Source organism: Acuticoccus kalidii (assembly GCF_021556395.1).
Classification (GTDB): domain Bacteria; phylum Pseudomonadota; class Alphaproteobacteria; order Rhizobiales; family Amorphaceae; genus Acuticoccus; species Acuticoccus kalidii.
Genome location: NZ_JAKGCS010000036.1, coordinates 553,325 through 567,232 on the forward strand (window position 1 = coordinate 553,325; position 13,908 = coordinate 567,232).

Consider the following 13,908-nt stretch of genomic DNA (forward strand, 5'->3'; position numbering starts at 1 on the left):
CGGTGCAATTCGGGTCGGCGGAGCGGGCCGACCGAAAGGCCGCCCCGCATCGTTCGTGTCGAATATCCGTCGTTACTGCATGTTCTCCACGCACATCGCGACGCCCATGCCGCCGCCGATGCACAGCGTGGCGAGGCCGCGCTTGGCGCCGCGGCGCTTCATCTCGTAGAGCAGCGTCGTCAGAACGCGGTTGCCGGAGGCGCCGATCGGGTGGCCGATCGCGATCGCCCCGCCATTGACGTTCACGATGTCGTCGGCCCAGCCCATGTCCTTGTTGACGGCGCAGGCCTGTGCGGCGAACGCCTCGTTCGCCTCGACGAGATCGAGATCGGCGATCGACCAGCCGGCCTTCTGCAGCGCCTTCTTGGAGGCGGGGATCGGGCCGGTGCCCATCACCTTCGGATCGACGCCCGCGGTCGCCCAGGAGACGATCTTGGCGAGCGGGGTGATGCCGCGCTTGCCGGCATTCGACTCGCTCATCAGCACCATCGCCGATGCGCCGTCATTGATCCCGGAGGCGTTGCCGGCGGTGACGGTGCCTTCCTTGTCGAAAGCGGGGCGGAGCTTGGCGACATTATCGAGCGTCGCGCCGTGGCGGATATATTCGTCATCCTCGACGATGGTGTCGCCCTTGCGGCCCTTCACCGTGACGGGGACGATCTCGTCCTTGAAGCGGCCGGCCTTCTGCGCCGCCTCGGCCTTGTTCTGTGAGGCGACGGCGAAGGTGTCCTGCTGCTCGCGGGTGATCTGCCACTCACGGGCGACATTCTCGGCCGTGTTGCCCATGTGGTAACCGTTGAAATGGTCCCACAGGCCGTCTTTGATCATGGTGTCGATCATCTTGAGATCGCCCATCTTCTGGCCGGCGCGCAGATAGGCCGCGTGCGGGGAGAGCGTCATGTTCTCCTGTCCGCCGGCGACGATGATGTCGGCATCGCCGGTCTCGATCTGCTGCATGCCGATGCAGACCGAGCGCAGACCCGAGCCGCACACCTGATTGAGCGTCCAGGCGGTCGATTCCTTCGGGATTCCGGCGAAGATCGCGGCCTGGCGCGCGGGGTTCATGCCGGCGGTCGCGGTGAGGACCTGGCCGAGAATGACTTCGTTCACTTCGTCCGCCGAGACGCCCGCGCGCTCGAGCGCACCCTTGATGGCGACCGCACCCAGATCGGCCGCCGGGGTGGTGGCGAACGCCCCGTTGAAGGCGCCGACCGGGGTCCGCGCCGCGCTTGCGATCACCACGCTTTCGTTAGCCATGGCTTGCTCCTCGATAAACCGGCAACGGCGATCCGCGCCATTGCCTTAGGTTGTCGTCGACTACAGACCCCGCGCCTTTGCGGTGTCAACCGACCGATTTTGCATCATGCGTGTTCGCAAATGCAGCAACTCGTCTAGCGTTTGTCGAATTTTAGTCCTAGTCTGAATCACGCGTGAGCCAGCGGTGCCGCGCCGCTCGCGTTGGGAACCGAACTCATAGACTTAGAGGTGGGCATGCCGAGCGAAAAGCCTTCGACGGTGATCAAAAAGTATGCCAACCGGCGACTTTATCACACTGGTACAAGTGCGTATGTCACGCTCGAAGACCTGGCCGATATGGTGCGTCGTGGTGAAGAATTCGTCGTTCATGACGCGAAGACTGGGGAAGACATTACTCGAGGTGTACTCGGGCAAATCATATTCGACGCCGAGAGTCGCGGGTCTGGTTTGTTGCCGATCGCCTTCCTGCGGCAGCTGATTACGCTTTATGGCGGCCACATGCAGGCGATCGTTCCGACCTATCTGGAGCACTCGCTCGCCTCGTTCGCCCGCGATCAGGAAAAGCTCCGCAAGCAGGTGAACGAAGCTCTCGGGACGCAGGCCTTTACCGCGGTCGAGGAGCAAGTGCGGCGCAATATGGACATGTTCCAGCGCTCGATGCGCATGTTCATGCCCTTCGCGCGGGACAGCGAGCCCGCCGCCGCCGCACCGCAACACGCCGAGGGCCTCGCCGACGATGTCGCTGCGCTGCGGCAAGAGCTCGCCTCGATGCAGGCGCGTATCGATGCCCTCGCCAAGCCCCGGCCGGTCCCGTCGCCTCCCGTCGCCGATGCCGGGGGCGACAGCGCGACGCCGGCCGCCGAGAGCGATGACGGCTTCGAGGACGATGGCTTCATCCAAGAGCCGCTGAAGAAATCCGGCGGCGAATAAGAAAAGCGCGGGGATTGCTCCCCGCGCCTCATGGGTGGTCCGCGACGACGGAGCCGCTCAATCGTCCGGGACGGCGTCCATGGTCGAATGCGAGGCGACCATCGAGATCGAGACCGTCGCCAACGTGTCGACCAGCGCAATCACCGTGAGGATGAAGAAGGTCGACGTGCCGGCGAAATCGACCGTCAGGAACAAGATGATATAGACGCACAGCACCAGAACCATGATCATGTTGCCAAGGATCGTGGTCTTGCTGGTGCTCGCCGTCTTCAACAGGCTGAACAGCACGAAGACGATCGCGATCGTAATCAGCAGATCGCCATAGGACAGCGCCCAATTCTGCCCCGATACGAGCGTGAAGCTGAGGACCGCCTCGCTCCAGAACGGATGCAGCGCCACCTGGCCGGGCTCAACGACATAATTGGCGTGGTCGTAGAGGAAGAGGGCGGCCAGGACGTAGAGAATGAGCGGAATGATCGTGAACGGAAAGAAGCCCATCAGTCGCGGCCCTCGATAATTGTGTGAGTTACCGGCCCGTTGTACGGGCCGCAATTATCGAAGTGACGAACGAGGCTTTCAGTTCCGTTCCGATTCCGATCACATTTTTAACTTGATCAGTCGTCCTGCTTCACGGACAGAACCTGGCGGCCGCGATAACGCCCGGTCTTCAGGTCGATATGGTGCGGGCGCTTCAGCTCGCCCGTGTCCTTGTCTTCGGCATAGGTCGGGTTCTTCAGCGCGTCGGCAGAGCGGCGGAAACCGCGCTTCATGGGGCTGACCTTCCGCTTGGGCACGGCCATGATGGTATCTCCTCTTGGCGCGCGTCGGGGCGGCCTGAACGGTGAACGATGATCGGAGGCGGCGCTAGCCGCCGGACCCCGCCCTATAATGCCGCAACGCGCCAATGGCAACGCCTCGTTATCGATTGCGGCCCATTCAAGGGCGAATGTTGGATGGAAGACAGGTAAAGACCCACGGCGCGCGTTCAAGCTCCCGATTGACGTGTTGGATCACCGCACGATGGCGCCGACCGGGATTGCGGGGATCGCGGGCGCCCGGCGCCGGCAGGATGGTCGCGAGGGCGACGGCCTGTTCGCGACTGAGGCGGGCGGCCGGGATGCCGAAATAATGTTGCGCGGCCGCCTCCGCACCGTAGATCGACGGTCCCCATTGCGCGATGTTGAGATAGATCTCGAGGATCCGATCCTTCGAGAGGACGAGGTCCATCCAGAAGGCGAGCGGAATCTCCACCGCCTTGCGCAGATAGTCGCGCTCCGGCCACAGAAACAGATTTTTGACGACTTGCATGGTGATCGTGCTCGCGCCGCGTGGCGGCTGCCCGTCGAGGGCATCCTGCAGAACGATCCGCATCTGGGCGAGATCGACCCCCCAATGGAGGCAGAAGCGCGCGTCCTCGGCCATCACCACCGCCCGCACCAGCGTCGGCGAAATCTCCGACAGCGGACGCCAATCCTGAACCGCCGGCCGCTCTTCGGCCTGACGCCGCATGATCGGCAGCGACGGCGGATCCATGAAGCCATAGACCACCGTCAGGATGAGCGGGACGGAGATCACCGTCAGGACGGCCGCCGCGAGGGCTCGAAGAATGATGCGCACGGATCCTCCTTGGCGACCGGTAAGCGTAGCCCCGATGCGGGCCATCCCCTAACATGCAATTCAAGGACAATAAGGAGGCAATGATGGGCTTTGCGGAGCGTCTCGGCCATGCAGCCGCGGCAACGGACCGCGTCCTGTCAGAACGATTGGGCGAGATGCGGGCGGACGAGAGGGCGCCCGAGCGGCTGTTCGACGCGACGGATCACGCGCTCCTGGGCGGTGGCAAGCGCTTCCGGCCCTTTCTCGTCATCGAGGCGGCGCGGCTCTGCGGCGGGCCGGAGGAGCCGGCGGTGACGGTCGGCGCGGCGTTCGAGTGCCTCCACGCCTATTCGCTCGTCCATGACGACCTGCCGGCGATGGACGATGACGATATGCGCCGCGGCCGCCCGACGGTCCACAAGGCCTATGACGAGGCGACGGCGATCCTCGTCGGCGACGGCCTCCAGGCACTCGCCTTTCAGCTCATCACCAGCCCGCCGGTGCCGGCCGAGGCGGCCGGGCCGCTCGCTTATCTTCTCGCTGTGGAAAGCGGCCATCTCGGCATGGTGGGCGGCCAATATCGCGATCTCAACGCGATCGGCCTCGATGAACCCGGCATCCGCCTCATGCAATCGTTGAAGACCGGCGCGCTGATTCGCGGCGCGTGCGAGGCGGGGGCGATCGTCGCCGGTGCCGGCGCCGACACGCGCACCGAGCTCGCGCGGTTCGGCGCCCTCATCGGCGAAGCCTTCCAGCTTGCCGACGATCTCCTCGATATCGAGGGTTCGGCGGAGGAGACGGGCAAGCGCGTCGGCAAGGACGCCGAGTTCGGCAAGGCGACCGTGCCGGCGCTCATCGGCCTCGATGCGGCGCACAAGCGTCTCGACGCCATTGTCAGTGAGGCGGTTGCGGTGCTCGCCCCGTTCGGCGCGGCCGGGGACGTCCTTCGCGAGGCGGCACGGTTCGTCGCCGAGCGTCGTTCGTGAAGGGCGGCTGAACGCCCCGCTCAGGAACGCTTCAGACGGCTTCCCACAATGTGAGCCCCGTTGCACCAACACGGAGTGGGAAAGATGACCTTATCGACCCTGCGCTCACTGGTCGTGGCGCTCGCCACCGCCGGGGCGGCGCTCACGCTGACGTCGCCCGCAGGCGCGGCGACGGCCACCATCGGGACGATCGAGACGCGTAGCGCCATGCCGGCTCCGCAGGCGACGGGCGTCCAGCTCGCGCATGGACCGTCCCGCTATGACGACCGGCGCTATCGCGGCCGCGGCCACGGGCACCGCTATCATGGCGATCGCGGCCGGCATCATGGCCACCGTCCTCCGCCGCGCCGCTGGGCCCGTCCGCTGCCGCCGCCGCCGCGTTACTATCGGCGCAACGTGGTCCGCATCGCCCCCTGCCGGGTGCGGGTGACGACGTTCACGCCGCGCGGCCGTGTCATCCGGGTGGTCAATAGCTGCGGTCCGGTCTGGCGTTGACCGGACGGCGGTCGCCCTTCGCCGAAATGAGAAAGGCGCCCGGTGGGCGCCTTTTCGTTTGTCGCTGGTCGCGCTTTGGCGGCGCGTGCGGCTAGAGCTTGCGCACGTCGACGAAATGGCCGGCGATCGCAGCCGCCGCCGCCATCTGCGGCGAGACGAGGTGCGTGCGACCGCGGAAACCCTGCCGGCCCTCGAAATTGCGGTTCGAGGTGGAGGCGCAACGCTCTTCCGGCGCGAGGCGGTCGGCGTTCATGCCGAGGCACATTGAGCAGCCCGGTTCGCGCCACTCGAAGCCGGCTTCGATCAGCACCTTGTCGATGCCTTCCTGCTCGGCCTGCTGCTTCACGAGGCCGGAGCCGGGAACGACCATCCCCGACACGCCCTCGGCGATCTTGTGACCTTTGACGACGTCGGCGACGGCGCGCAGATCCTCGATCCGTCCGTTGGTGCAGGAGCCGATGAAGGCCTTGTCGATCCGGATGTCGGTCATCGGCGTGCCGGGCGTGAGGCCCATATAAGCGAGCGCACGCTCCATCGCGCGGCGCTTGCCGGCGTCGTCGACATCGGCCGGGTTCGGCACCGTCCCATCGATCGCGACGACGGCTTCGGGCGAGGTGCCCCAGGTCACGATCGGCGGGAGGTTCGTCGCGTCGAGCGTGATCTCGCGGTCGAACACGGCGTTGGGGTCGCTCGGCAGCGAGCGCCAATAGGCGAGGGCATGCTCGAACGCGGCGCCGGAAGGGGCCTTCGGACGGCCCTTGATGTAGGCGTACGTCGTCTCGTCCGGGGCGACCATGCCGGCGCGGGCACCCGCCTCGATCGACATGTTGCAGACCGTCATCCGGCCTTCCATCGACAGGGCGCGGATCGCCTCGCCCGCATATTCGATGACGTAGCCCGTGCCGCCGGCGGTGCCGATCGTGCCGATGATCGACAGCACGATGTCCTTCGCGGTGATCCAGTGCGGCGCGGTGCCGTTCACCGTCACGCGCATGTTTTTCGCTTTGCGGGTGACGAGCGTCTGCGTCGCGAGGACGTGCTCGACCTCGGAGGTGCCGATCCCGTGCGCGAGCGCGCCGAACGCGCCGTGCGTCGAGGTGTGGCTGTCGCCGCACACGATGGTCATGCCGGGCAGGGTGAAGCCTTGCTCCGGGCCGACGATGTGGACGATGCCCTGACGGCTGTCGAGCTCGTTATAATATTCGATGCCGAAATCGACCGCATTCTGCGCCAGCGTCGACACCTGGAGAGCCGATTCGGGATCGTCGATCCCGGCGCTGCGGTCGGTGGTCGGCACATTGTGGTCGACGACGGCCAGGGTGCGGCTCGGCGCATGAACCTTGCGGCCGGCCAGACGCAGCCCCTCGAACGCCTGCGGGCTCGTGACTTCATGTACGAGATGACGATCGATATAGAGGAGCGCCGTGCCGTCTTCGGACACTTCCACGAGGTGGTCGTCCCAGATTTTATCGTACAGCGTGCGCGGCGACATGGCCTTCAGGCCTCCCTCTTTTTCATGTGTCCAATTCACATGCCAACGCGGCCGGCGCTTGGCAAGCGGCGAACGCATCGGTTTCGTCCGGACAATGCCACCGGCGCGAATGTCGGCGCAATCGGTGGGCGCGGGCGACGACGGGTCGAGCCGGCTCGAAGCGGTCGCCTCGGCGCCGGCGTGCGTCTCGCCGATCGGCCGGGCCGATGGTGGCTGCCGCGCCCGGCGCGCGCGCCGGGTGTGACATCTTGTCCGCTTCGGATGGGCCGAACGGTGACGCGGACGTGCGTCCCTTACACAAGATTGGATGATGGCCCCGTTTGTTCAACAGGGCCGAGATCGAGAGAGGCCGCCTCGAGGGTGCCTGAGTGGAGGCTGAGCGTGGTCCGCTCAGCTCACCGGCGCCGCGGCGGCCGCGCGGGTCAGAAGGCCGTAGATGTCGCGGGCATTGTCGGCGTCGCGCAGCTCGTCGACCATGCCGGGCGCGCGCAGGATGCGTGCGATCTTGGCGAGTGCCTTCAAATGGTCCGCCCCGGCGTCTTCCGGGGCGAGGAGGGCGAAGATCAGATCGACCGGCTGATCGTCGAGCGCCTCGAACTCGATCGGGGCGCTCAAGCGGAAGAAAAAGCCGGAGAGGTGATCGAGCCCCACGAGCTTGCCGTGGGGAATCGCGATGCCGTTGCCGACGCCGGTGGACCCGAGCCGCTCGCGTTGAAGGAGCGTGTCGAACACCTCACGCTCCGGGACACCGATCTGCCGGGCGGCAACCGCGCTGATTTCCTGAATGGCCTGCTTCTTGGAGTGAACGTTCAACCGTTGAACGATGCTGTCCGGGGTCAGGAGCGCGGTGATGTCCATGGTCCTAGCCCGCCGCCGAGGCACCATTGCCCGCGGTCTCCCGCGGGGTATCGGAGCCGGCAAGCGATGGATCGATCCATCCGACATTGCCGTCTTGGCGACGGTAGACGACGTTGAGCGTCGAGTTGGCGGCGTTGACGAACATCAGCGCCGGCGAATCGATGAGGTCGAGCTGGAGCACGGCCATGCCGACGGTCATCGTGCGCACCTTTGTCGGTGCTTCGGCGACGACGAGCGGCGCATAGTTGGCCTCGAGCTCCTCGTCCTCCTCCGGCGAAGCGAGGACGAACTCGCTCGCGGCGGTGACCATGTCGCTGTTCGACGGGCCGTGATTGTGGGCCTTGAGGCGGCGCTTGTAGCGGCGCAAACGCTTGTCGATGCGCTCACCGGCCTGCTCGAAGGCTTGCGTCGCGTCACCCGCCGTCGCGGAGGTGCGCAATACGACGCCCGTGTCGAGGTGAAGCGTGCAATCGGCTTCGAAGCCCGCGCCGCTCTTCGTCAGCGTGACCTGGCCCGAATAGTTGCCGTCGAAATATTTTCCGACCGAGACCGCAACTCGCTCCTCGATGCGCTGCCGCAAGGACGAGCCAACGTCCATATTCTTCCCGGCGATGGTGAGAGACATTGCGACCTCTTTAGTCGATGACACCCTGCAGCGTTTTTCTGCTGCGTTCTTATTTGAGCCCGTTTTGCGCCCGGGTCGATCCCAAGCGGTAAAAGGGCGCATGTCGCGTGTGCGCGGCCGTCTCACGTTTCGACGGCGCGGCCTTCTATGCTCGCGCCGTCTCGTGTGTCAACGCCGCGCTTGCGCGGCGCCGGTCCGTTCGTGCCGTGCGATGCGGCGTCGCTCGACCGACGAAGGGATGTTCATCGCCTCCCGATATTTGGCGACCGTACGGCGCGCGATCACGATGCCCGCGGCCTTGAGGGTCTTCACGATTTCGTCGTCAGACCGCACGCTCGCCGGCGTTTCCGTGTCGACGATCTGACGGATTTTCGCCCGCACCGCGTCTGCCGAAACACTGCCGTCGGCCGCGTCGATCGCCACGGCGAAGAATGCGCGGAAAGGGTAAACACCCCGTGGCGAGGATAGCGCTTTGTTGGACACGACGCGGGAGACGGTCGATTCGTGCATGCCGATGTCCTCGGCCACTTCGCGCAGTGTCAGCGGCGAGACATGCTGCGCCGTTCCTTCGAAAAACGCACGCTGACGGGTGACGATGGCGCTCGCGACCTTGACGATGGTGCGGGCGCGCTGATCGAGGCTGCGGGTCAGCCAATGTGCCGAGCGCAGGCACTGATTGGCGAAGGAAACGGCCTGTGCATTTCCGGTCGCGGCGATTTCGGCGTGATAATCGGCATCTATCAACACCTTTGGCAGCCGCGCGGTGTCGAGAACGACGAGAAAGCCGCCATTCGGCCGCGGATGGACGATGACGTCGGGCTCGATCGCGTGGACGGGGGTGGTGTCGAAGGCAAGGCCCGGCCGCGGGTCGAGCGTGCGCAGGAGCGCCATCGTCTCGATCACATCGTCCTCGCTGGTCTCGCAGATCTCGGCGAGGCGCCGCACGTCGCGACGGGCGACGAGTTGCAGATTGTCGAGAATGCCGCGCGCGGTGGAGCTGAGAACGCCGCGGTCCTCGAGCTGAAGGGCGAGGCATTCGGGCAACGAGCGGGCGAAAAGGCCCGCGGGGGAGATCGTCTGCAGCTTGGCGAGGGTGGCCTCGACCGCGGCGCGCGGGACGCCGAGCATTTCGGTGGCGTCGTCCTCCGCGCCCTCCGCGAGCCGTCCGGTCTCCTCGACCGAGCCGATCAGGAAGGCGGCGATCGCCTTTTCCGCATCGTCGAAATCGAGGGAGGCGACCTCCCTGGCGCAGTGATCCGCGAGGGACGGCTTCGCGGCCACCATGGCGAGCGGGTCGAGGGTGGAGCGGTCGCGCGAGACGGTGTCTCGCCGGCCCGAGCCGCGTGAATCGGGGCGCGAGGCCAGCGTGAGGAGAGGGTTCTGGTCGACCTCCTCCCTGACGGCCGACTCCAGTTCCAGGTTGGACATCTGCAGCAGCTTGATCGCCTGCATGAGTTGCGGCGTCATCGCCAAGGTCTGGCGCTGCGACTGAACAAGCCTGAGGGATAGTGTCACGAAATCGAAACCCGTTGGCGCAATCCTTGCATGCCCATTGAATAGACCGTTACCGGCCGCTGTCAAAGGCGGAATTGCTCACCGAGATAGAGCCGGCGCACATCCGGGTTGTTGACGATCTCGTCCGGCGTGCCTTCGGTGAGGACCTCGCCGCCCGCAATAATCGTCGCCCGGTCAATGAGGCCGAGCGTTTCGCGCACATTGTGGTCGGTGATCAGCACCCCGATTCCGCGCTGGGTGAGGTGGCGCACCAAAGCCTGAATATCTGCTACCGCGATCGGATCGACGCCGGCGAACGGCTCGTCGAGCAGCATGAAGTCGGGCCGCGAGGCGAGCGCGCGCGCGATCTCGACGCGCCGCCGCTCACCGCCCGACAGCGACGGGGCGGGGGCATTCGCAAGCCGTGTCAGGCCGAACTCGTCAAGGAGCTCGGCAAGCGCCTCGCGCCGCTTCGCGCGACTGGGCTCGGTCAGCTCCAGAATGGACAGGATGTTCTGAGCCACGGTGAGCCCGCGGAAAATCGAGGCCTCTTGCGGCAGATAGCCGATGCCGAGGCGGGCGCGCCGATACATCGGCAGGCGCGTCACCTCGAAACCATCGAGGCTGATCGAGCCGGCGTCCGGCTTGATGAGGCCGGTGATCATGTAGAACACGGTCGTCTTGCCGGCGCCGTTCGGGCCGAGAAGGCCGACGGTCTCGCCCTGGCGCACGGTGAGCGAGACGTCCCGCACGACGGTGCGCCGCCCGTAGGTCTTGGCGAGATTGTCGACCCCGAGTCCGAGCGACATCGGTTCCTGCTCTGCTACATGGCGGCTCCGTCCCGCCTTTCGTTTGTCCCCGGTTGACGAGGGCCGCGCGTGAGGGGCGGATTGATCCATCTAAGCCGTCCAATATAGGTCCAATTCCCCGGCGCATGAGCGATGCCGTCTCGGGTGGGCAGAGGCGGGATCGGTCATGCGCGGCCTACCGACAGGAAAAAGGTGGCGCTTCCTTGGCGAAGCAGCGGGCCTTTTCCGTGTCCGGCGGGTCGTCTTTATATGTGATCGAGTATCGCCGTTACCTCAACGCCCGAATGGATTCAGTGCGTGTCGGAATGACGCGATCGAGCGATATCGTCGCACCTTCGACCGGGCTTTGCGACCGGGCGGGCGGCTTCAGGGGTGCCGTCCTGTACAAAATCGTTGCGGAATGCGTTAAGTCGGACACGTCGGAGCCCGCTGGCGCACCGGATCCGCCACCCGATCGGAACGCGTGGCGCGCCGTGGCCGAGCGGCCGCGACGGGGCCGACCACTGCGAAAAATCTCAAAGCGATCGAGGCGAATGCATGGCTGAAACGGATGGGCGAAAGCGGGAACCGGGCGTTCTGAAGCTCATTTTGGAACTCGGGCCGCTCCTCGTCTTCTTTTTCGTCAACGCGCGGGGCGGAAACTGGGATCTCAAATCATTCGGCGTCCTCGAAGGGGTCGCCGACAAGGACGTCGCGATCATGGCCGCGACGGGCGCCTTCATGGTGGCGACGGTCCTGGCGCTCTCGGTCTCCTTCGCGCTCTATCGGCGCGTGCCGGTCATGCCGCTCATTTCGGGGATCATCGTCGTCGTGTTCGGCGGGCTGACGCTCTATCTGCAGGACGAATTGTTCATCAAGCTGAAGCCGACGATCGTGAACCTCATCTTCGCGGCGACGCTGCTCGGCGGGCTCTTCATCCTGAAGAAGCCGCTTCTCGGGATCGTCTTTTCCGGCGTCTTCGACCTCGACGAGGAGGGATGGCGCAAACTGACGCTGCGGTGGGGGCTGTTCTTCGTCTTCCTCGCCGTCCTCAACGAGGTGGTGTGGCGGAATTTTTCCACCGATACGTGGGTCACGTTCAAGGTGTTCGGGACGATGCCGATCACCATTATCTTCACGCTGTGCCAGCTTCCGCTGATCCAGCGTCACGCTCTGCCTCAAAATTAGGCAGGTGACGCGGCCGGGTGCAGTGACCCGGCCGCGCGCGCCTCAGGCCGTCGTCTTCCGGTTCTGACGGTTGGCGATCAGATCCTCGACCACCGCCGGCTCGGCGAGCGTCGAGGTGTCGCCGAGCGCGCCAAAATCGTCCTCGGCGATCTTGCGCAGGATGCGGCGCATGATCTTGCCCGACCGTGTCTTCGGCAGGCCCGGCGCCCATTGGATGAGGTCGGGCTTCGCGATCGGGCCGATCTCCTGGCGGACCCAGTCGGACAGCTCCTTGCGCAGCGCTTCGGTCGGCTCCCGGTCCGACATCAGCGTCACATAGCAATAGATGCCCTGACCTTTGATGTCGTGCGGATAGCCGACGACGGCGGCCTCGCTGACGGCGGCATGGGCGACGAGCGCCGATTCGATCTCGGCCGTCCCCATGCGGTGGCCGGAGACGTTGAGCACGTCGTCGACGCGGCCGGTGATCCAATAGTACCCGTCCCCGTCGCGCCGGCAGCCGTCGCCGGTGAAATAGGTGCCTTTATACTGCTGGAAGTAGGTGTCCATGAAGCGCTGATGATCGCCCCAGACGGTGCGCATCTGGCCGGGCCATGAGTCCTTGATGACGAGGACGCCTTCGCTCGCCCCATCTTTCTCCTCACCCGTCGCCGGATCGAGGACGGCGGGCTGGATGCCGAAAAACGGCGTCGTCGCCGAGCCGGGCTTCGTCGGTGTCGCGCCGGGGAGGGGGGTGATCAGGTGCCCGCCGGTCTCCGTCTGCCACCACGTGTCGACGACGGGGCAGCGCTTGTCGCCCACGACCTCATAATACCAGCGCCAGGCTTCCGGATTGATCGGCTCGCCGACCGTGCCGAGAATGCGCAGCGAAGAGAGGTCGTGCTTCTTCACCGGTTCCTCGCCCTTGCCCATCAAAGCGCGGATCGCGGTGGGGGCGGTGTAGAAGGTGGCGACCTTGTGCTTGTCACACACGGCCCAGAACCGGCCGGCGTCGGGATAGGTCGGAACGCCCTCGAACATGAGGCTGATCGCGCCGTTCGCGAGCGGGCCGTAGACGATATAAGTGTGGCCCGTCACCCAGCCGACGTCCGCCGTGCACCAATAGACCTCGCCCTCCTGGTAGTCGAAGGTGAGCATGTGGGTCATCGCGGCATAGACCATGTAGCCGCCGGTGGTGTGGACGACGCCCTTCGGCCGCCCGGTCGAGCCGGACGTGTAGAGAATAAAGAGGGGATCCTCCGCCTTCATCTCCTCCGGCGGGCATTCGGCCGCGACGTCCGCCGCTTGCTCGTGAAGCCAGAAGTCGTTCTGCGAACGCCAGGCGACCTGCTTTCCCGTCCGCTTGACGACGAGGCATTTGACCGTTTCGTCGCACATCAGGAGCGCCTGGTTGGCGTTGTCCTTGAGGTTGGTCGTGCGGCCGCCGCGCGGGGCGCCGTCGGCGGTGATGAGGAGCGTCGCCTCGCAGTCGTTGATGCGGTTGGCGAGGCTGTCGGCCGAGAAGCCGGCGAACACCACCGAGTGGATCGCCCCGATCCGCGCGCAGGCGAGCATCGCGTAAGCCGCCTCGGGGATCATCGGCAGGTAGATGATCACCCGATCACCGCGCTTGACGCCGAGCGATTTGAGGACGTTCGCGAACTTGCAAACCTCCTCGTAGAGCTCGCGATACGTGATGTGCTTGGCCGGCGCGTCCGGGTCGTCCTGTTCCCAGATGATCGCCGTCTGATCGGCGCGGGTCGCAAGATGCCGGTCGACGCAGTTGACGCACGCGTTCAGCGTGCCGTCCTCATACCAGCGGATGTCGACGTTCGGATAATCGAACGACGTGTTCTTCACCCTCGTATAGGGCTTGATCCAATCGATCCGCTTGCCTTCCTCACCCCAGAACGCGTCGGGATCCGCTACGGAGGCGGCATATTTCCGCTCGTAGGTCTCCGCGTTGATGTGAGCGGCCGATGCGATGTTCGAGGGGACCGCGAATATGTCGGTCATAGCGTGTCCTCGCCGTTTCGTCGTGGTTCGCCTTATCAAACTCTTGCCGCCCGAGGCGGCCGGGACGTGCGGCTGACGGTGTCCACGACCATGTTTTCGCCACGCCGTTCCGTGGAGGCCGCTCGCACGGCCGTCCTTGCAAATAGCGATATCGGGTCATGGCAGGCGCGTCCATAAGTCCGCGCGTCGCCGAAGAATTGCGTC

At 65.5% G+C, this 13,908-nt stretch carries 14 protein-coding genes; 4 read left to right on the forward strand and 10 right to left on the reverse strand.

Annotated features, from left to right (window positions below; translation table 11 throughout):
• Positions 1-72: 72 nt before the first annotated feature.
• Positions 73-1,257 carry an acetyl-CoA C-acetyltransferase gene (locus tag L1787_RS23585; RefSeq protein ID WP_235711555.1) on the reverse strand — a complete coding sequence of 395 codons (1,185 nt, stop codon included), beginning with the start codon at positions 1,255-1,257 and terminating at the stop codon, positions 73-75.
• Positions 1,258-1,491: 234 nt separating this feature from the next.
• Between L1787_RS23585 and phaR the strand changes: the two genes are divergently transcribed.
• Positions 1,492-2,187: a polyhydroxyalkanoate synthesis repressor PhaR gene (phaR, locus tag L1787_RS23590; protein ID WP_369415131.1), complete on the forward strand. Its 696-nt coding sequence runs from the start codon at positions 1,492-1,494 to the stop codon at positions 2,185-2,187.
• A gap of 57 nt (positions 2,188-2,244) precedes the next feature.
• On the opposite strand, the gene L1787_RS23595 is transcribed toward phaR, so the two are convergent.
• From L1787_RS23595 to mtgA, 3 genes are all read right to left on the reverse strand, one after another.
• On the reverse strand, positions 2,245-2,685 hold the full coding sequence (locus L1787_RS23595) for a hypothetical protein (RefSeq protein ID WP_235711556.1): 441 nt from the start codon (positions 2,683-2,685) through the stop codon (positions 2,245-2,247).
• A 116-nt stretch (positions 2,686-2,801) separates the two neighbouring features.
• On the reverse strand, positions 2,802-2,987 hold the full coding sequence (gene rpmF, locus L1787_RS23600) for a 50S ribosomal protein L32 (RefSeq protein ID WP_235711557.1): 186 nt from the start codon (positions 2,985-2,987) through the stop codon (positions 2,802-2,804).
• Between the two features lie 136 nt (positions 2,988-3,123).
• Positions 3,124-3,804 (reverse strand): monofunctional biosynthetic peptidoglycan transglycosylase, encoded by a 681-nt coding sequence (gene mtgA, locus L1787_RS23605; RefSeq protein WP_235711558.1) that lies wholly within the window; start codon positions 3,802-3,804, stop codon positions 3,124-3,126.
• Positions 3,805-3,884: 80 nt separating this feature from the next.
• On the opposite strand from mtgA, the gene L1787_RS23610 reads away from it, so the two are divergent.
• Positions 3,885-4,769, forward strand: a complete 885-nt coding sequence (locus tag L1787_RS23610; protein WP_235711559.1) for a polyprenyl synthetase family protein — start codon at positions 3,885-3,887, stop codon at positions 4,767-4,769.
• 84 nt (positions 4,770-4,853) lie between these two features.
• Complete coding sequence (locus tag L1787_RS23615; RefSeq protein WP_235711560.1) at positions 4,854-5,264, forward strand: hypothetical protein; 411 nt, start codon at positions 4,854-4,856, stop codon at positions 5,262-5,264.
• A 91-nt stretch (positions 5,265-5,355) separates the two neighbouring features.
• Here L1787_RS23615 and leuC read toward each other — a convergent pair whose 3' ends face one another.
• The 5 genes from leuC to lptB all read right to left on the reverse strand — a co-directional run bounded on the left by leuC (position 5,356) and on the right by lptB (position 10,542).
• Positions 5,356-6,756, reverse strand: coding sequence for a 3-isopropylmalate dehydratase large subunit (gene leuC, locus L1787_RS23620; protein ID WP_235711561.1), 1,401 nt, complete (start codon positions 6,754-6,756; stop codon positions 5,356-5,358).
• A 390-nt stretch (positions 6,757-7,146) separates the two neighbouring features.
• Positions 7,147-7,614, reverse strand: coding sequence for a PTS IIA-like nitrogen regulatory protein PtsN (gene ptsN / locus L1787_RS23625; RefSeq protein ID WP_235711562.1), 468 nt, complete (start codon positions 7,612-7,614; stop codon positions 7,147-7,149).
• A 4-nt stretch (positions 7,615-7,618) separates the two neighbouring features.
• On the reverse strand, positions 7,619-8,239 hold the full coding sequence (gene hpf / locus L1787_RS23630) for a ribosome hibernation-promoting factor, HPF/YfiA family (RefSeq protein WP_235711563.1): 621 nt from the start codon (positions 8,237-8,239) through the stop codon (positions 7,619-7,621).
• 168 nt (positions 8,240-8,407) lie between these two features.
• Positions 8,408-9,754 (reverse strand): RNA polymerase factor sigma-54, encoded by a 1,347-nt coding sequence (gene rpoN / locus L1787_RS23635; RefSeq protein ID WP_369415132.1) that lies wholly within the window; start codon positions 9,752-9,754, stop codon positions 8,408-8,410.
• Between the two features lie 62 nt (positions 9,755-9,816).
• Complete coding sequence (lptB, locus tag L1787_RS23640) at positions 9,817-10,542, reverse strand: LPS export ABC transporter ATP-binding protein (protein ID WP_235711565.1); 726 nt, start codon at positions 10,540-10,542, stop codon at positions 9,817-9,819.
• Between the two features lie 441 nt (positions 10,543-10,983).
• Between lptB and L1787_RS23645 the strand changes: the two genes are divergently transcribed.
• Positions 10,984-11,709 (forward strand): septation protein A, encoded by a 726-nt coding sequence (locus tag L1787_RS23645; RefSeq protein WP_439648324.1) that lies wholly within the window; start codon positions 10,984-10,986, stop codon positions 11,707-11,709.
• Between the two features lie 42 nt (positions 11,710-11,751).
• Here the strand turns inward: L1787_RS23645 and acs are convergent, their stop codons facing one another.
• Positions 11,752-13,704, reverse strand: a complete 1,953-nt coding sequence (gene acs, locus L1787_RS23650) for an acetate--CoA ligase (protein ID WP_235711567.1) — start codon at positions 13,702-13,704, stop codon at positions 11,752-11,754.
• Positions 13,705-13,908: the final 204 nt, after the last annotated feature.